The 18,195-nt window shown below is 73.5% G+C and carries 10 protein-coding genes; 9 read left to right on the forward strand and 1 reads right to left on the reverse strand.

Annotation, left to right across the window (positions count from 1 at the left end; translation table 11 throughout):
• The first annotated feature begins 741 nt into the window (after positions 1-741).
• The 7 genes from A3CE_RS0149375 to A3CE_RS0149405 are packed head-to-tail and all read left to right on the forward strand — an operon-like array spanning position 742 to position 15,586.
• Positions 742-7,575 carry a type I polyketide synthase gene (locus A3CE_RS0149375; protein ID WP_020647547.1) on the forward strand — a complete coding sequence of 2,278 codons (6,834 nt, stop codon included), beginning with the start codon at positions 742-744 and terminating at the stop codon, positions 7,573-7,575.
• Between the two features lie 5 nt (positions 7,576-7,580).
• Positions 7,581-11,909 carry a type I polyketide synthase gene (locus A3CE_RS0149380; RefSeq protein WP_084642199.1) on the forward strand — a complete coding sequence of 1,443 codons (4,329 nt, stop codon included), beginning with the start codon at positions 7,581-7,583 and terminating at the stop codon, positions 11,907-11,909.
• Entirely contained in the window at positions 11,906-12,223 is a 318-nt protein-coding gene (locus A3CE_RS0149385; RefSeq protein WP_020647549.1) for an acyl carrier protein, read from the forward strand. Before A3CE_RS0149380 ends, A3CE_RS0149385 begins: the two co-directional genes overlap by 4 nt.
• A complete protein-coding gene (locus tag A3CE_RS0149390) occupies positions 12,220-13,029 on the forward strand; it encodes an alpha/beta fold hydrolase (RefSeq protein WP_020647550.1) in 810 nt (269 codons plus the stop codon). The genes A3CE_RS0149385 and A3CE_RS0149390 overlap by 4 nt, the downstream gene beginning before the upstream one ends.
• The gene (locus A3CE_RS0149395; protein ID WP_026469625.1) at positions 13,029-14,198 is read left to right on the forward strand and encodes a glycosyltransferase; all 1,170 of its coding nucleotides are present in this window, start codon (positions 13,029-13,031) and stop codon (positions 14,196-14,198) included. The genes A3CE_RS0149390 and A3CE_RS0149395 overlap by 1 nt, the downstream gene beginning before the upstream one ends.
• Positions 14,199-14,243: 45 nt before the next feature.
• Positions 14,244-14,711: a GNAT family N-acetyltransferase gene (locus A3CE_RS0149400; RefSeq protein ID WP_020647552.1), complete on the forward strand. Its 468-nt coding sequence runs from the start codon at positions 14,244-14,246 to the stop codon at positions 14,709-14,711.
• Positions 14,712-14,749: 38 nt separating this feature from the next.
• Positions 14,750-15,586: an SDR family NAD(P)-dependent oxidoreductase gene (locus A3CE_RS0149405; RefSeq protein WP_020647553.1), complete on the forward strand. Its 837-nt coding sequence runs from the start codon at positions 14,750-14,752 to the stop codon at positions 15,584-15,586.
• Positions 15,587-15,928: 342 nt separating this feature from the next.
• On the opposite strand, the gene A3CE_RS0149415 is transcribed toward A3CE_RS0149405, so the two are convergent.
• Positions 15,929-16,786 (reverse strand): PHP domain-containing protein, encoded by an 858-nt coding sequence (locus A3CE_RS0149415; protein ID WP_245589761.1) that lies wholly within the window; start codon positions 16,784-16,786, stop codon positions 15,929-15,931.
• 20 nt (positions 16,787-16,806) lie between these two features.
• On the opposite strand from A3CE_RS0149415, the gene ligD reads away from it, so the two are divergent.
• Together ligD and A3CE_RS53090 are read left to right on the forward strand one after the other, a co-directional pair.
• Complete coding sequence (gene ligD / locus A3CE_RS0149420) at positions 16,807-17,757, forward strand: non-homologous end-joining DNA ligase (RefSeq protein WP_020647556.1); 951 nt, start codon at positions 16,807-16,809, stop codon at positions 17,755-17,757.
• A gap of 34 nt (positions 17,758-17,791) precedes the next feature.
• A complete protein-coding gene (locus tag A3CE_RS53090) occupies positions 17,792-18,187 on the forward strand; it encodes a hypothetical protein (protein WP_020647557.1) in 396 nt (131 codons plus the stop codon).
• Positions 18,188-18,195 lie beyond the last annotated feature (8 nt).

An 18,195-nucleotide genomic window follows, 5' to 3' on the forward strand; every position in this document is an offset into this window, starting at 1 on the left:
AGTCCAAGTGTAGACGATACGTCTATTGCTACTGGCTGGTATGCGAATCCTCTTCAGCTTTTTCTCAGGAAAAGCGTTAACGCGACGATGGAAAATTTCAGTCATCGCCGCCAATCGGAGTACCGATGGTGGTCGCCCGAATGCTCTCGGTCGTCCGCGCCGTGAACCCGGCCGCCTTCGCGGCTTCCTCTTCACGCTCGCGTGAGCACCGGGAACCCCGGTGTTCGCCTAATCCACAGTGGACCAGAAGCGGTGTGCGGTGGCGGTCGTCGAATTCTTCGGACGGTTCTGAGGGCACTTCGTAAAATTGACGGAAAACGTATCCCTCCGGCCGGTGAACCGGCGGTCTTCGCGCTTGCCGAAGCGGAGTTCGAACGGCTCGGGTTTACCGTCCGGATACTTCGTGGTGGCCCGGCGGAAACGCCGTACCCGCCGGTCGGAGTGGGCCGGTGTGGGCAACCGTACTGCGTCCACCAGGCGGGAGGGCTTGCGCCGTCCGGTCGGCACGTCCGCCGGACCAGCGGCGGAACCGGTCCGGAGGCCGGGCGCGGACAATGCTCCTCCGGTGCCCGGGTGCGGGGAACGTGACGGCGGCGTTAAATTCTTGCGCCATCGGCCTGGTCGGTCCCGAATTTTCTGAACCGCCGCTATGAAATCGTGGCGGGTTGTTGACGTCATCGAAGGAACCCGCTTAAGTACTCCCCGTTACCCATCACCCTTTCGTGCGTAGCGGGAGTTCCCATGCGTCTCTCGAAAGACGACTCCGTGCCGGCCGACCTGGTCGTCGCCGTGTCGCCGCTGCGATCGCCGTCGGCGCGCGGGGTCGCGGCCGCCGCGCGTGGGGGCGGGCTCGGCGTGCTCGACCTGACCGGCGGCGGTGCCGCGGCCGCGGAAGAGCTCGCGGTGCTGGGAGAATGGGGCGTGCCGGCGTTCGGGGTCCGGCTCGCGGGCCCGGCCGGCCCGGCACTCCCGGACGCCGTGACCACCGTCCTGCTGACCGAAGACTGCCCGAGCCCGGCCCGTGACTTCCCGGGACGCCGGGTGCTGGCCGAGGTCACCTCCCGCGCGTCGGCCGCGCGGGCGGTCGCCGGTGGCGCTCACGGCCTGATCGCCCGCGGTCACGAATGCGGCGGCCGCACGGGTGAGCTCAGCACGTACGTGTTACTTCAAGCCTTGCTCGACGACGAGACCCTGGACGTCCCGGTGTGGGCGGCGGGCGGGATCGGGCCGCACACCGCCGCGGCGGCGGTCGCGGGCGGTGCGGCCGGCGTCGTGGTGGACACGCAGCTCGCGCTGCTCCCGGAGGCCGAACTGCCGTCGGCGCTGACCGTCGCCCTGACCGGTCTCGACGGCTCCGAAACCGTGGTCGTGGACGGTGTCCGCGTCCTGTCCCGCCGGGGGCCGGCCGGCGGAACGACGATCGAAGCCGGGCAGGACGTCTTCCTGGCCACCCGGTTCCGCGACCGCTGGGGCACGGTAACCGCCGCGGTGCGGGGCCTGCGCGACGCCATCGGCGAGGCCTTGGGCGCCGAGACCCCGGTGCTGGGCCCCGGCAGCGCGGGCAGCCGCGCCTTCGGCACGGCACTGCCGGTCGCGCAGGGCCCGATGACGCGCGTCAGCGACCAGCCCGCGTTCGCGGCCGCGGTCGCTTCGGGCGGCGCGCTGCCGTTCATCGCGCTGGCCCTGTCCGGCGCGGACCAGACCCGCGACGTCCTGGAACGGACCCGTGAAACCGTCGGCGACGCGCCTTGGGGCGTCGGTGTCCTCGGGTTCGCCGCCGACGACGTCAAAGCCGCGCAGCTGGCGGTGATCCGCGAGGTACGGCCGACGCACGCGATCATCGCCGGCGGCCGCCCGGCCCAGGCCGCCGCCCTGGAGGAAGCCGGCATCTCGACGTTCCTCCACGTGCCCTCGCCGGGACTGCTCAAGCAGTTCCTCGAGGCAGGCGCGCGCAAGTTCGTCTTCGAAGGCTCGGAATGCGGCGGGCACGTCGGCCCGCGCACCAGCTTCCCGTTGTGGGAAGCCCAGCTCGGCGTCCTCGCCGACTTCCTCGCGGGCACGCCGGACGCCGCCGCGGACCTGCAGGTGCTCTTCGCCGGCGGGATCCACGACGAGCGTTCGGCCGCCATGGTGGCCGCCCTCGCCGCCCCGGTGGCGACACGCGGCGCGGCCGTCGGGGTGCTGATGGGCACCGCCTACCTGTTCACCCGCGAGGCCGTCGACGCGGGCGCCGTCCTCCCGCTGTTCCAGCGCCGGCTCCTGGCAGCCGAGCGGACCGACCTCCTGGAAACCGCGCCGGGCCACGCCACCCGCTGCGTCCGCAGCCCGTTCACCGAGGAGTACGCGGCGATCAAGGCGGACCTCGCCGAGCGCGGCGTGCCGAGCCGCGACGCGTGGGAACACCTGGAGACGCTCAACGTCGGACGGCTGCGCCTGGCGAGCAAGGGCATCGAGCGCGTCGGCTCCGAACTGCGTGACGTCGGTGAAGACCGCCAGCTCGCCGAGGGCATGTTCATGGCGGGCGAGGTCGCCGTGCTCCGCTCGGCCGTCACCACGATCGCCGGCCTGCACCACTCGGTGGGTGCGGGTGCGAACGCGTTCCTGCGCGCGCGGGCCGCCGAATTCGGCATCGCCGCGACGGAACAGCCGGAACCGGCGGCACCCGCGCCGCTGGACATCGCGATCGTCGGCATGGCCTGCATGTTCCCGCAGGCCCCGGACTTGGCCGCGTTCTGGGCGAACGTGCTGTCCGGCGCCGACGCGGTGACCGAGGTGCCCCCGCAGCGCTGGGACACCTCCCTCTACTACGACCCTGACGGTCAGGGGGAGCGGACGCCGTCGCGCTGGGGCGGGTTCCTGCCGGAGATCGGGTTCGACCCGCTGAAGTACGGCATCCCGCCGGCCTCGCTCGCCAGCATCGAACCCGTGCAGCTGCTGGCCCTCGAGGCCGCGCACCGCGCGCTGGCCGACGCGGGGTACGCCGAGCGCGCGTTCGACCGGGCCCGGACGTCGGTGGTGTTCGGCGCGGAGGCGGGCAGCGACCTGTCGAACGCGATGACCCTGCGGTCGGTGCTGCCGTCGTATCTGGGCGAACTGCCGTCCGAACTGGACGAACGGCTGCCGCGGATCACCGACGACTCCTTCCCGGGCGTGCTCGCCAACGTGATCGCCGGGCGGATCGCCAACCGGCTCGACCTGGGCGGGGCCAACTACACCGTCGACGCCGCGTGCGCGTCTTCGCTGACCGCCGTCGACGTCGCCTGCAAGGAGCTGACCGCCGGCACCAGCGACCTCGTCCTCTGCGGCGGCGCGGACCTGCACAACGGCATCAACGACTACCTCCTGTTCGCCTCGGCGCACGCCCTCTCGCCGACCGGGCGGTCGGCGACGTTCGACAGCGCGGCCGACGGCATCGCGCTGGGCGAAGGCGTCGCCTGCGTCGCGCTGAAACGCCTCGCCGACGCCGAACGCGACGGCGACCGCGTGTACGCCGTGATCAAGGGCGTCGGGGCGGCTTCGGACGGCCGCGCGCTCGGGCTCACCGCGCCACGCCCGGAAGGCCAGCACACCGCGTTGACCCGGGCCTACCGCAACGCCGGCGTCTCGCCCGCGCGCGTCGGGCTCGTCGAGGCGCACGGCACGGGCACCGTCGTCGGCGACCGGACCGAGCTCGGCACGCTGACGAAGGTGTTCACCGAGGCCGGCGCCGAGCCGGGCGCTTGCACGATCGGGTCGGTGAAGTCCCAGATCGGGCACACCAAGTGCGCCGCGGGCCTGGCCGGGCTGATCAAGGCCGCGCTGGCGCTGCACACCGGCGTCAAACCGCCGACGCTGCACCTTTCGTCGCCGAACCCGGCGTGGGATCCCGAGACCAGCCCGTTCGTGTTCCAGTCGGCCGCGCAGCCGTGGACCGCGCCGCCGGCCGACCGGCTCGCCGGGGTCAGCGCGTTCGGCTTCGGCGGGACCAACTTCCACGTCGTGCTCCGCGCGCACGACGGCGTGCCGCCCGCGCAGGCGGCGGACGAGTGGCCCGCCGAGCTGTTCACCTTCACGACGGACTCCGCGGCGCGGGCGCTGCTGGCGCTGGCTTCGGAAGTCCCGGCGGACCGGCAGCCGTGGCGGCTGCGCGACCTCGCCCTCAGCGCGTCCCGGCGGGCCGAAGCGGCGGGCGGGCGGATCCGCCTGGCCGTCGTCGCGTCCACTGTGGACGAACTGGCCGGCCTGCTGCGGCGGGCGCTCGCCGGTGAGGACGCGCCGGGCCTCTACCGTGCGGGCGACGACGAGCCGGGTGCGGTCGCGGTGTTGTTCCCGGGCCAGGGCAGCCAGCGGCCGGGCATGTTCGCCGAGCTGTTCGTCACCTTCCCCGAGCTGCAGCGGTACCTGCGCCTGGACCCGGACACGGCCGAGGTCGTGTTCGGGCCCGCGGTGTTCGGCGAACGCGAGCGCCAGGCGCTCGCCGAGCGCGTCACGGACACCCGCGTCGCCCAGCCCGCGCTCGGCCTCACCGGGCTGGCCGCCTTCCGGCTGCTGACCCGCGCCGGCGTGCGGCCCGCGATGGTGGGCGGGCACAGCTACGGAGAACTGACGGCGCTGGCCGCGGCCGGCGCCCTCACACCCGAAGCGCTGCTGCACGCCAGCCACGTCCGGGCCGGGGCGATCCTCGACGCGGTGCCGCCGTCCGACCCGGGCGCGATGGCCGCGGTCGCCGCGTCCGCGGCGGACACCGGGAAGGTGCTCGCCGACGCCGGGCTCGACGCGGTCGTCCTCGCGAACCACAACTCGCCCCGGCAGACGGTGATCTCCGGGCCGACCGCCGACGTCGAAGCGGCCGTCGTCCAGCTGCGCGACGCGGGGCTCGGCGCGAAACGGATCCCGGTCGCCTGCGGCTTCCACAGCCCCCTGGTCGCCCCCGCGGGGGAGGCGCTCGGCCGCGCCCTGGAAGCGATCGGCGTCGTGCGGCCCGCCGTCCCGGTGTACGGCAACCGGACCGCGGCGCCCTATCCGGCGGACCCCGACGAGATCCGCGCCGAACTGGCCGCGCAAGTGGGTTCACCCGTCCGGTTCGTCGAACAGGTCGAAGCGATGTACTCGGCTGGGGCGCGCGTGTTCGTCGAGGCCGGCCCCGGAGCCGTGCTGGCCAAGCAGGTCGCCGCCATCCTCGGCGACCGGCCGCACCGCACGGCCGGGTTCGAGCAGCCGGGCCGCCGCGGCCTGCCGGGCTTCCTCGGCGCGCTCGCGCAGCTGGCGGTGTCCGGGGCGCCCGTCGAGACCGGCTGGCTGTTCCGCGGCCGCGACGCGGTCGACGCGGCGACGGCCCCGCGGCCGAAGCGTCCCGGGTGGACGGTCGACGGTCACCTGCTCCGCACCGCGGACGGCGCGATCCCGGCTGGTGCGTTGCGGCCGGCCGAACGGGTTTCGCTCGGTTTCGCGCCCGCGGCCCCGCAGGCGGCCACGTCGGAGGCGATGGTCGCGGACTTCCTGCGCACGAGCCGCGAGATGATCGCGGCCCAGCGGGACGTGCTCCTCGGCTTCCTCGGCACCGACGCGCCCTTGCCGCTCTCCGCGCCGCTCCCGGTTTCGCCGCCGGTCATCGAGCAGCCCACGGTGGTGCCGGTCGTGGTTTCACCGTCGAAGGCCGCGTCGGTGCTGGAGACGGTGGTGGAGGTGATCGGGGAGCGGACGGGGTATCCGGTGGAGATGATCGAGCCGGATCTCGATCTGGAAGCCGACCTGAGCATCGACTCGATCAAGCGGGCCGAGATCGCGGGCGAACTGGCCTCCCGGCTGGGGCTGGCCGGTGGGGACGTGGAGGAGTTCGCGAAGGCCCGGACGGCTGCCGCGATCGCCGAGCTGATCGGTGACGAGCCCTCCGATGCGGCGCCGGAGACGGTGTCGGTGCTGGAGACCGTGGTCGAGGTGATCGGGGAGCGGACCGGGTATCCGGTGGAGATGATCGAGCCGGATCTCGATCTGGAAGCCGACCTGAGCATCGACTCCATCAAGCGGGCCGAGATCGCCGGTGAGCTGGCCACCCGGCTGAACCTCGACACCGGTGGCGACGTCGAAGAGCTGGCCAAGGCGCGGACCGCCGCGGCGATCGCGAAGCTCGTCGGCAGAGGACAGCCGGAACCGGACAAGCCTGCGGCACCGCCGGTGCAGGCTCCCACCGAGCCCGCACCGGTCATCGTCGCGCCGAAACGCCTGGTCATGGCCGAGTTCGAGCTGGCGACGGCCGAGACCCCCGACGTCACCGGCCGCAAGTTCCTCCTCCTCGGCCGCGGGCCACTCGCCGAGGCCGTCCGGACCCGGCTCACCGGGCTGGGCGCGACCGCCGAACTCGCCGACGACGTCCGTGCCGGGTTCGACGGGGTCCTCTTCCTGCCGGACGGCGGCCCGGTCCTGCCCGCCGCCTTCCCCCAGTACCAGGCCGCCCTGGCGGCGAAGCCCGCCTGGCTGCTGACCGCCGGGCCCGGCGAGGGCTTGCGCGGCTTCCACCGCAGCCTCGCCCGCGAGTACCCGGACACGCTCACCCGCGTGGTCGAACTGTCCCCGGCCGAAAGCCCGGAAACGCGGGCCGCCGCGTTCGCCGCCGAGCTGTCCACTGTGGACCGCGAGCCCGTCGTCGTGCGGGAAGCCGGCTCCCGCAGGGGGCTCCGCATGACCGAGCAGGGACTCGGCCTGCTCGGCAGCAGCGGCGCGGGCCCGGCAGGCGACGGGGCCGCCGAAGCGGCCGCGCTCGGCCTGGACCGCGACTCGGTCGTCCTGCTCGTCGGCGGCGCCAAGGGCATCACCGCCCGCTTCGCCGTCACCCTGGCCGGCACCGCCCGCTGCCGGATCGAACTGCTCGGCCGGACGCCGGTGCCCGCGGCGGAAGACGAGTACCCGCAGGCGAAGACGGCCAAAGATCTCCGGGCGGCCCTGATCGACGCGGGCCTGAAGAGCCCCGCCGAGATCGAACGGACGGTCCGCCGGATCCTCGGCGAACGCGAGGTCCGGCAGACCCTGGACAAGCTCGAAGCCCTCGGTAGCCCGGTGCGCTACCAGTCGGTCGACATGCTCGACGCCGAAGCCGTGCACCGCGCGGTCAAGGAGATCCACGCCGAGCACGGCCGCCTCGACGGCATCGTCTACGCGGCCGGGGTGATCGAGGACAAGCTCGTCGCCGAAAAGACGCCGGAGTCGTTCGGCCGCGTGTACGGCACGAAGGTCGACGGTGCCCGGACTCTCCTGGAGGCGACCGCCGACCTGCCCGACGAGCCGACGTTCGTCGTCCTGTTCGGCAGCATCGCCGCGACGCTCGGCAACCGCGGCCAGTCGGACTACGCCGCCGCCAACGACGCACTCGAGTCGCTGGGACGCCGGTGGCCCGCCGGGCGGGCGGTGACCGTCCACTGGGGACCGTGGGCCCCGACCGGTGACCACGACGGCATGGTGACACCCGAGCTGATGCGCGACTACGCCCGCCGCGGCATCGCGCTGATCGATCCGGAGGAAGGCACCCTCGGCCTGCTGCGCGAGCTGGCGTGGGGCCGCCCGGAAACCGCCGCCGTCGTCCACACCGCTTCGGGCTGGTGACGCGGATGCCGGGCCCCGTGGCGATCGTCGGGATGTCGGTGCTGCTGCCCGGCGCCCCCGACCTGGCGGCCTACTGGCGCAACCTCGTCGGCGGCGTCGACGCGATCACCGAGGTCCCGCCGGAGAAGTGGGACGGCGAGCACTACGCGCCGGGTGAGCGGCGGGCCGACCGGGTCTACTGCCGGCGCGGCGGCTTCGTCGACGAACTGGCCGAAGTGGACGTCACCGGGTTCGGGATCATGCCGAACTCCGTGCCGTCCACCGAACCCGACCAGCTGATCGCGCTGCGGGTCGCCGCGCAGGCCGTCGCGGACGCGGGCGGGCCGGACCGGCTGCCCGCCGACCGTGCGAAGGTCGGCGTCGTCCTCGGCCGCGGCGGTTACCTGACGCCGGGGCTGGTCCGGCTCGACCAGCGCGTCCGCACCGCGAGCCAGCTCGTCCGCACCCTCGGCGAGCTGCTGCCCGACCTCGATCCGGCGCGCTTGGACGCCGTCCGCCAGGCCTTCACCGACCAGCTCGGCCCCGAGGCACCGGAGTCCGCGATCGGGCTGGTGCCCAACCTGGCCGCGTCGCGGCTGGCCAACCGGCTCGACCTGCGCGGGCCCGCGTACACAGTGGACGCCGCGTGCGCGTCCTCGCTGATCGCCGTCGACCACGCCGTGCGCGAACTCGCCACCGGACGCTGCGACGTCGTGCTCGCCGGCGGGGTGCACCACTGCCACGACATCACCTTCTGGAGCGTGTTCAACCAGCTCGGCGCGCTGTCGCCGTCCGAGCGCATCCGGCCCTTCCACCGGGACGCCGACGGCGTGCTGATCGGCGAAGGCACCGGAATCGTCGTGCTCAAACGCCTCGCCGACGCCCAGCGCGACGGCGACCGCGTCTACGCCGTGATCACCGGCACCGGCGTCGCCTCCGACGGGCGGACCGCGAGCCTGGCCAACCCGGACTCCGGCGGCCAGGTCCGGGCGGTCCGTCAGGCGTGGGCGGCGGCCGGCCTCGACCCGGCCGACCCGGACTCCCTCGGCCTCTTGGAGGCGCACGGCACGGCGACCCCGGCCGGCGACGCGGCCGAGCTGGCCACGCTGGCGGAGGTGTTCGGAAGCGCGGGCTCCGCCGTGCTGGGCTCGGTCAAGTCGATGATCGGCCACACGATGCCCGCGGCCGGGATCGCCGGGCTCGTCAAGGCGGCACTGGCCGTGCACCACGGCGTCCTGCTCCCCACCCTGCACTGCGACGACCCGCACCCCGCTCTCGCGAAGACCCGCTTCTCTACTTTGGACAGTGCCCGGCCGTGGGACGCGCCGGTTCGCCGCGCCGGGGTCAACGCGTTCGGGTTCGGCGGGATCAACGCCCACGTCGTGCTGGAGCAGGCACCGGGCCACGCGAAGCCGGTCGTGGTGCGCGAGCCCGAACGCGTGCTGCGGCTCGCCGCGCGGTCGGTCGGCGAGCTGCGGGACCAGCTCGACCGGCCCGGTCACCCCGAGCTCGGCGACGGCCCGGTCCGGCTCGGCATCGTCGACCCGACGGAGAAGCGGCTGGCCCTGGCGAGGAAGGCGGTCGGCCGGGGCAAGCCGTGGCGCGGGCGCAACGACGTCTGGTTCGCCGACCGCCCCCTGCTCGGGCCGGGCGGCGGCAAGGTCGCCTTCGTCTTCCCCGGCCTCGAGTCGGAGCTCACGCTGAACTGCGGCGACGTCGCCCGCCACTTCGGCCTGCCGTGGAAGCACGCGGACGTCGAGGTCGGCGACGTCGGACGGCAGGGCGCCGCGGTGTTCGAGCTGGGCAGGCTGCTGCACGCCGCCCTCGGGCGGATCGGCGTCACGCCGGACGCCGTCGCCGGGCACAGCCTGGGCGAATGGACGGCGATGGCGGTGGCCGGCGTCCACGCCGAAGCCGAGGTCGACGCCTTCCTCGCCGGGTTCGACCCGGACGCGCTCGCCGTCCCCGGCCTCACCTTCGCCGCGATCGGCGCGCCCGCGCCCCGGGTGCTCGAGGAGCTGGCCGGCCGCGCGGACGTCGTCCTCTCCCACGACAACTCCCCGAACCAGGCCATGGTCTGCGGCCCGGCCGCGGCGGTCGGCGCGCTCGTGGACCGGTTCCGGGCCGCGGGGATCGTGGCGCAGGTACTGCCCTTCCGGTCCGGCTTCCACACCCCGATGCTGCGGCCGTACCTCGACCCGATCCGCGAAGCGGCCGGGAGTTTCGCCCTGTACCCGCCGAAGCTGCCGCTGTGGTCGGCGACCACGGTGTCGGAGTACCCGGCGGGCGAAGCCGAGGTCCGCGAGCTGTTCGTGCGGCACCTGCTGGAACCGGTCCGGTTCCGCCCGCTCGTGCGGGCGCTGCACGCCGCCGGGTTCCGCGCGTTCGTCCAGGTGGGCGCCGGGCAGCTCGGCTCCCTGGTCGGCGACACCCTGCACGGCGAGGAACACCTCGTCGTGGCGGCGCACTCGGCGCACCGCCCCGGCCTCGCGCAGCTGCGCCGGGTCGCGACCGGGCTGTGGGTCGACGGGCTCGACGTCGATTTGACCCGCCTGCCTGGTGAGCGCCCGGCCGCGCCAAGGGGCGTCAAGCTCGACCTCGGCGGCCGCCTGATCTCCCTGGACGAGCAGGTCCGCGCCCGGATCGCGCTGCCGGCCACCGGAAAGTCCACTGTGGACGAACTGGCCGGGAAGGGACCGCTCGCCGCGGAGTTCGCCGCGCTGCTGGCCGACACCGCCGAGCTGGCGTCCACCGTGCTCGCCGGCCGCCCCGATGCGTCGCTTTCCCGTGAAAGCGACGACCTGGGGCGTCGCTTTCACGTGAAAGCGACGCCACCGATGGAGCTGGACACCACCCTCGAGGTGTCGGTCGAAGCGATGCCGTACCTGCTCGACCACTGCTTCTTCAAGCAGCCGCCGCAGGCCGGCCCGGGCGACCGCTGGCCGGTCGTGCCCGCCACGACGGTGATCGGCCACCTCATGCGCTTCGCCGAGCAGGCCGCGCCGGGCCACCGGGCGGTCGCGGTGCACGACGTCCGCCTCACCCAGTGGATCACGGCGGTCCCGCCGGTCACCGTGCCGGTGCGCGTCCGGCCGCACGCCCCCGGCCGGGTGCTGGCGGCCCTGGCCGGCTACTCCCAGGCCATCGTGGAACTCGCCCCGGCGTACCCGGCCGGCGCGCCCGCGCCGTGGCGGTTCCCGGCGTCGGCCGAGCAGGTGCCGGAAACCACGGCGGCCGAGCTCTACGACGACCGCTGGATGTTCCACGGCCCGCGTTTCCAGGGCGTCACCGAGCTGACCGCCGTCGGCGAACGGCACGTCCGCGCCGTGCTGACGACGCCGGCCGCGCCCGGCGCGCTGCTCGACAACGTCGGCCAGGTGCTCGGCTACTGGATCATGTCCCGGCTGGCGGAACGCACCACCGTCTTCCCGGTCGCCATGCGCGAGATCCGGTTCCACGGCCCGCACCCGCCGCCGGGGGAGCGGCTGGAGTGCCTGGTCCGGATCACCGCGCTGACCAAGGAGTTCCTCGAAGCCGACATGCAGCTGGTCCGCGACGGGGGAGTCTGGGCCGAGTTCACCGGCTGGCGTGACCGGCGGTTCGACAGCACCCCGCACATCCGGCAGGCCGACCGCACCCCCGAGCGCTCGACGCTGTCGCTCGAGCAGCCGGGCGGCTGGGCGCTGGTGCACGAGCAGTGGCCGGACCTGGCCACCCGTGAGCTCATCATGCGCAACTACCTCGCCGGCCAGGAGCGCGACGCCTACGAAGGCCGTCCACCCCGCGGCCGTCGCCAGTGGCTGCTCGGCCGGATCGCGGCGAAGGACGCCGTCCGCCAGTTCCTCTGGGCCCGCGGCGAACCCGAGATGTTCCCGGCCGAACTGCGCGTCGGCAACGACGACGCCGGCCGTCCCTTCGTGACGGGCGCCTACGGCCGGGACCTGCCGCCGTTGACGATTTCCGTGGCCCACCGCGGGGAAGCGGGCGTGGCGATCGCGCGCCACGGACCGTGCGGCATCGACATCGAAGAGGTCGTCCCGCGTAAGGAGTCCACTGTGGACGCGGCGTTCGGGGCGGCCGAGCAGGCGTTGTTCGCGAGCCTGGCCGGGGATCCGGAGCGCTGGTTCGCCCGGTTCTGGACCGCGAAGGAGGCCGTCGCGAAACTGCGCGGAACCGGCCTGCGCGGCGAACCCCGGGACTTCGAGGTCGTCGCGGCCGGCCAGGGCGAGCTGACCGTCCGTGCCGCCGGACACCACTACCGCGTGTGCTGCGCGGACATCGAGAACCTCCCCGGCGCCCCGCCGCGCCGCTACGTCGTCGCCTGGACCGAAGAGACGAAGGAGACTGCGGAATGAGCGTCGAGACCACGGCCGGTCACGAAACGGCCGACGAGGTGTCCGTGCTGGTCCGGCTCAGCGAAATGCTGCGGGAGCTGCTCGAGGAGTACGGCCTCGACGACACCGAGATCACCATGGACACCACGTTCCACGACGACCTCGAACTCGAGAGCGTCGACCTGGTGGCCCTGTCCGGGCAGCTGCGCGAGCACTACGGCGACCGCGTCAACTTCGCGACCTTCATCGCCGAGCGCGACCTGGACGAGATCATCGCGCTGACCGTCGGCGAGCTCGTCCGCCACATCGTCGTCTCCCTGCGGGCCACGGCGTGAGCCGGATCCGCGCGGGCGAGCTCGACGTCCACGTCCAGCGCCTGACCCCCGACGTGCCGCTGGACGGCGACGCGCCGATCGTCGTGTGCGTCCACGGCCTGCTCACCGACAGCCTGGCGAGCTACTACTTCACCCTCGGCCCGGCCTTCGCCGCGCGCGGCCTCGACGTCCTGATGTACGACCTGCGAGGGCACGGCCGCACGACGCGGCCGTCGTCCGGCTACCACCTGGAGCGGTTCGTCGACGACCTCGTCGCGGTCCTCGACGCCTGCGACGTCACCCGGCCGGTGCACGTCATCGGCAACTCCTTCGGCGCTTCGGTCGCGTTCGGGCTGGCCGCCGCCCGGCCCGACCGGGTCGCGAGCGTCGTCGTGCTCGAGGGCGAACCGCCGACCGCGGAGTGGACCCGGCACATGGCCGACGGGCTGGCCGACGCCAAGACCCGGCTGGCGATCGACGAGGTCATCGGCTGGATCGCCGACAACCACGGCGCTCACACCGCACGGCTGTCCAAGGCCGCGAACCGGATCCTCCAGACCACCACGATCGCCGAAGACATCCCGCGCAGCGCGACGATCGCGGCGGACCTCTCGGCGGTGCGCTGCCCGGTGTTCGCGGTCTTCGGCGGCGACTCGGGACTGTCGGCGCAGGTGCCGCACTTCGAGACGCACCTGGTGGCCGGCTGCCGCTGCGTCGTGCTGCCCGACCAGGGGCACTCGGTCCTGGTCGAGCGGACCGCCGAGCTCACCGAGCTGATCTTCGAGTGGGTCCGCGACACCTCGCGCGCGCCGGCCCGGGTGCGGTAGTGGCCCGGTTCCTCTTCGTCGTCCCGCCCCTGGTCGGGCACGTCAACCCGGCCGTCGGCGTCGCGGCCGAGCTCACCGCGCGCGGCCACGAGGTCGCCTGGGCGGGGCACGACGAACTGCTGTGGCAGCTGGCCGGCCCGGCCGCTCTCGTGTTTTCGTGCGCCGTGCCGCCCGACCTGCCGCCGCGGCCGGCCGGGCTCAAGGGGCCGGCGGCCCTGCGGTTCCTCTGGGAGGACTTCCTCGTCCCGCTCGGCGACGCCATGGCGCCCGGGGTGGCCGCGGCGCTGGACGCCTTCCAGCCGCACGTCGTGGTCGCCGACCAGCAGGCACTGGCCGGCGGGCTGCTCGCCGATGCCGGCGGCCTGCCGTGGGTCACCTCGGCGACGACCTCGGCCGAGCTGGTCGACCCCCTCTCCGGGATGCCGAAGGTCGCGGACTGGGTCGACGGGCTCCTGGCCGGGCTGCGCACCCGGATCGCCGGCGGCCGCGGCGAGGCCGACCCCCGGTTCTCCCCGCACGGCGTGCTCGCCTTCACGACCCGCGAACTGCTCGGCGCGGCCGAACTGCCGCCGCGGATCCGGCTCGTCGGGCCCGCCCTCGGCCCGCGTCCGTCCACAACGGACTTCCCGTGGGCGTGGCTCGACCCGCTCCGGCCGACGGTGCTGGTCTCCCTCGGCACGGCCAACACCGGCGCGGGCACGGAGTTCCTGGCGGCGACGGCGGAGGCGTTCGCCGGGCTGCCCGCGCGGGCGGTGATCGCCGACCCGGGCGGGGTGCTCGGCGACGTCCCGCCGAACGTCCTGGTGCGGTCGCGCGTCCCGCAGCTGCCGCTGCTGGCGCGGGTCGACGCGGTGCTGTGCCACGCGGGCCACAACACCGTCTGCGAAACGCTGTGGCACGGCCTGCCGCTGGTCGTGGCCCCGATCCGCGACGACCAGCCGATCGTGGCGGCCCAGGTCGTGGCGGCCGGCGCGGGCGTGCGCCTGCGCTTCGGCCGCGCGGACGCCCCTCGTATCGCGGCGGCGGTCGAGGAGGTCCTGACGGAACCGGGGTACCGCCGGGCGGCCGAAACCGTGGCGGCGTCGTTCCGCGCGGCGGGCGGCAGTGCCGCGGCGGCGGGATATCTGGAGCAGCTGGCTCTGGAAAACCTGGCGCACCTTTCGCCCTGAAGTGTGAAATTTACTTTGAAAAAACACCCGGATACGGTGCTGGACATGGCTGTCTCCGTGCATGTCACCCAGGAAGTCCCCGAACTCGTCGCGTCGGCGGCGGCGCTGTTCGCCGAAGACGCCGGAACCCGTGATCCGTCGATGGACCTCGGCTGGCCGGACCGGGAAGGCCCGGCGTACTACCGGGACCTCGTCGAGGACGACGCCGCCCTCTGCCTGCTGGCGCGAGCGGAGGACGGCACCGCGGCGGGTCACCTGATCGGTCGGCTGCTGCCCGCCGACTCGCTGCGGCCCGGCGTGGTCCGGGCCGTGCTGGAGAGCATGCGGGTCGCGGCCGGGCGGCGGCGCGAAGGAGTGGGCGAGGCGCTGGTGGCCGAGTTCGTCAAGTGGGCTCGTGCACGCGGCGCGAACGAACTGTCCGTGCAGGCGTACGCGCAGAACGACGGTGCACTCGCGTTCTACCGCGCCCAGGGATTCCGGCCGTTCGAGGTGAAGCTGGTCCGCGAGGCTTGAGCCTGCGGTCCGGACCATCCCTGGTCACACTGGTACGCATGGGAATCCTGGACGGCCGGGCGATCGTCGTCACGGGGGCCGGGCGCGGGCTCGGGCGGGCGTTCGCGCGGCACGCCGCCGAGTCGGGCGCGGCGGTCGTCGTGAACGACGTCGACGCGGAACCGGCCCACTACACCGCGGCGGCCATCGAAGCGGACGGCGGCACCGCGCTGGCGAGCGTCGGCTCGGTGGCCGACGCCGGCTACGCCCGGTCGCTGATCACCTTGTGCCACAAGCACTTCGGCACGCTGGACGGCCTCGTCAACAACGCCGCCGTCGGCTACCACGCGCCGCCGTGGGAGGACGACGACGCCGAGCGGACGCGCGCCCTGATCGAGACCAACGTGCTCGGTCCGTTCCACTGTGGCACGGCGGCCGCCAAGGTCATGTGCGAGCAGGGCAGCGGCGTCATCGTCAACGTGACGTCGGGGTCGATGATCGGGCAGCGCCGCGCCGCCGCCTATTCGGCGTCGAAGGGCGCGGTCGCGTCGATGACCTACTCGTGGGCCGGTGACCTGGCCGGTCACGGCGTGCGCGTCAACGCCGTCAGCCCGATCGCGTGGACCCGGCTGATGGCCGCCGACCCGAACGGCAGGCGTGACGCGCCGCCGCCCGAACGGGTGGCGCCGCTGGTGACCTACCTGCTCAGCGACCTCTCGGCCGGCATCACCGGGCAGGTGCTGCGGCTGGCGGACGGGCACCTGCACGCCGTCCGCCAGCCCGCGATCATCCGGCCGGTCCTGCACCGGGAGACCTGGACGGTCGAGGAGATCGCCGCGGCCGTCGGCGGCGAACTCGTCCTCGAATCGCCGCCGCGGGACCGCTGGACCCTTTGAGCGGCCCGGACCACCGGAACAGGTGGCTATCCACAGTGGACTCCGCCCACTAGCTTGAAGAGATGACGGCCACCGCGGAGGTCATACCCGGCGCCGCGGTGCCGCCCGCCCTGAGCCGCGGCCGGGTCAACGCGGTGTTCGGCGCCGTGCTGCTGGGGATGCTGCTGGCCGCGCTGGACCAGACCATCGTCGGGACGGCGCTGCCCACGATCGTCGGCGATCTCGGCCGCCCCTCGTTGCCGCCAAAGTCCGTGAATGGCACATTGAGGGACTTCAAGTCCCTCAATGTGCCATTCACGGACTTTCGACCAGGCGTAGGAGCTGAGGTCCGGCGCGTGCCGGTCAGCGGCGCCAGAAGTCATGCGGGATGTGGCCCGGGCGGAAGCCGCACGACTCCACCAAAGCCGCCGCCTCCGCGAAGCCGTGGCCGACCAGTCCCGGCTCGTGGGCGTCGCTGCCGAACGCCACCGCCTCGCCGCCCTCCCGGAACCACCACCGCACCACCTCACCCGGCAGCGGCACCTTCGTGTTCACCTCCAGGGCCCGCCCGCTCGCCCGCAACGCCCGCAGCACCGTGCGGAACTCCTCCTCGAAGTCCGCCGCCACGAACGGCGGCCCCTCGGCCGGCCAGGACCGCAGCGCGTAGTCGATGTGCGCCAGCACCGCGAAGTCCGCCGTCGACTCGACGAGTCCCAGCACCTCTCCGAGGTAGGCCCGCAGCAGTTCCCCGGGCGGCCGGTCCGAGACCACCGTCAGCTCGTGGTGGTGCTCGCCGTCCGGCAGCGAATGCACCGAGCCGAGTACCCGGTCGAAGTCGTGGGCGGCGAGCAGCGCGTCGGCGCGCGGGCGGTGCCAGTGCGGCTCGCTCAGCTCCACGCCCGAAAGGATCCGCAGCGAAGGAAACCACGAGCGGCACTCGTCGACGCACGCCAGGTAGCCGGCGACGTCGAGGTCCGGCGGCTCCAGCACGCCGTCCGGGCGCAGCCGGACCCGGAAGTGCTCCGGCAGGTGCGGCCGGACCGGCTCCGGGATCAGCCACGGCGTGAGGTCCGCGTGCTCGGTGAACGCCACCGACGGCAACCCCAGCTCGAGCGCCCGCTCGCACGAGCCGATCATCGACCCCGTGACGGTGTCCCATGACCATTCCGTGTGGACGTGACCATCCGGCGGCAAGCTCACCGAACCCACCGTAGCGGTCATTTTGAGCTAGCGTCTGAGCCATGGCACAGAAGTCGGCGGCGGTGGAGCTGGAAGTCGGCCCGCACACCGTCCGGATCTCCAACCCGGACCGGGTGTACTTCCCGGCGCGCGGCGAGACGAAGCTCGACCTGGTCAACTACTACCTCTCGGTGGGCGACGGCATCGTCAACGCCCTGCGCGAGCGGCCCTGCATGCTGCACCGCTTCCCGTCGGGCGTGGCGGGGGAGAAGGTGCACCAGAAGCGTGTGCCCCACGGCGCCCCGCCGTGGCTGGAAACCGTCCGGGTGACCTTCCCGCGCTACAACAGGCACGCCGACGAACTGTGCGTCACCGAACTCGCGCACGTCGCCTGGGCCGTGCAGATGTCCACAGTGGAGTTCCACCCGTGGAACTCGCGGCGCGCCGACACCGAAAAGCCCGACGAATGGCGCATCGACCTCGACCCGATGCCCGACTGCGGCTTCGACCGCGTCCGCCGCGTCGCGCACGTCGCCCACGAGGTCCTCGACGAGCTCGGCGCGGTCGGCTGGCCGAAGACCTCCGGTGGCCGCGGCCTGCACATCTACGTCCGGATCGAACCCCGCTGGGGCTTCTCCGACGTCCGGCGCGCGGCGCTGGCCTTCGCCCACGAGGTCGAACGGCGCGCCCCGGACGACGTCACCACGACCTGGTGGCGCAAGGACCGCGACCCGCGCCTGCTCTTCGTCGACTACAACCAGAACGCCCGCGACCACACGATCGCCAGTGCGTACTCGGTCCGCGGGAACCCCGAGGGCACGGTGTCGACGCCGATCCGCTGGGAGGAGATCGACGACGTCGAGCCGGGCGACTGCACGATCGCGACCGTCCCCGCCCGCTTCGCCGAGCTCGGCGACCTCCACGCGGGGATCGACGACGCCGTGTTCTCCCTCGACCCGCTGCTGGAGTGGGCCGACCGCGACGGCGTCGAGGAACCGCCCGACCCCGGCTGACGTATTTTCCGCGCCGCCGGACGCTCTGTCCGGGGTGAAGATCGTGCTGTGCAGCCTGGACCCGGCCGCGTGGAGCCTGCTCGCCCTGCAGGTCGTCCTCGAACGCGCGGGCCACGACCTGCGCGCGCTGGGCGCGCGGCCGCCGATCGAGGTGGTACTCGGCACTTGCCGTCGCGAGCGACCCGGCTGCCTGCTGCTGTCCACCGCGCTCGGTGCCGACGGCACGTCCGTGCTTCGCCGTGTGCGCGCCGACCTCGCACTGGCCGGGATGCCGGTGGTGCTCGGCGGCCGGCTGGGCAGCAGCCGCGACGAACTCCTGGCCCGGGGTTTCGACGAGGTCTTCCCGGTCGCCGCCACGGATCCCGGGGCAGCCGTGGCTGCGTTGCGGGGCTACCTGGCGCAAGTGGTCGTGAGTGGTAAGGCGGGTTAGAACCCGCC

Origin of the sequence: Amycolatopsis balhimycina FH 1894 (assembly GCF_000384295.1) — a bacterium.
Taxonomy (GTDB): Bacteria; Actinomycetota; Actinomycetes; order Mycobacteriales; family Pseudonocardiaceae; genus Amycolatopsis; species Amycolatopsis balhimycina.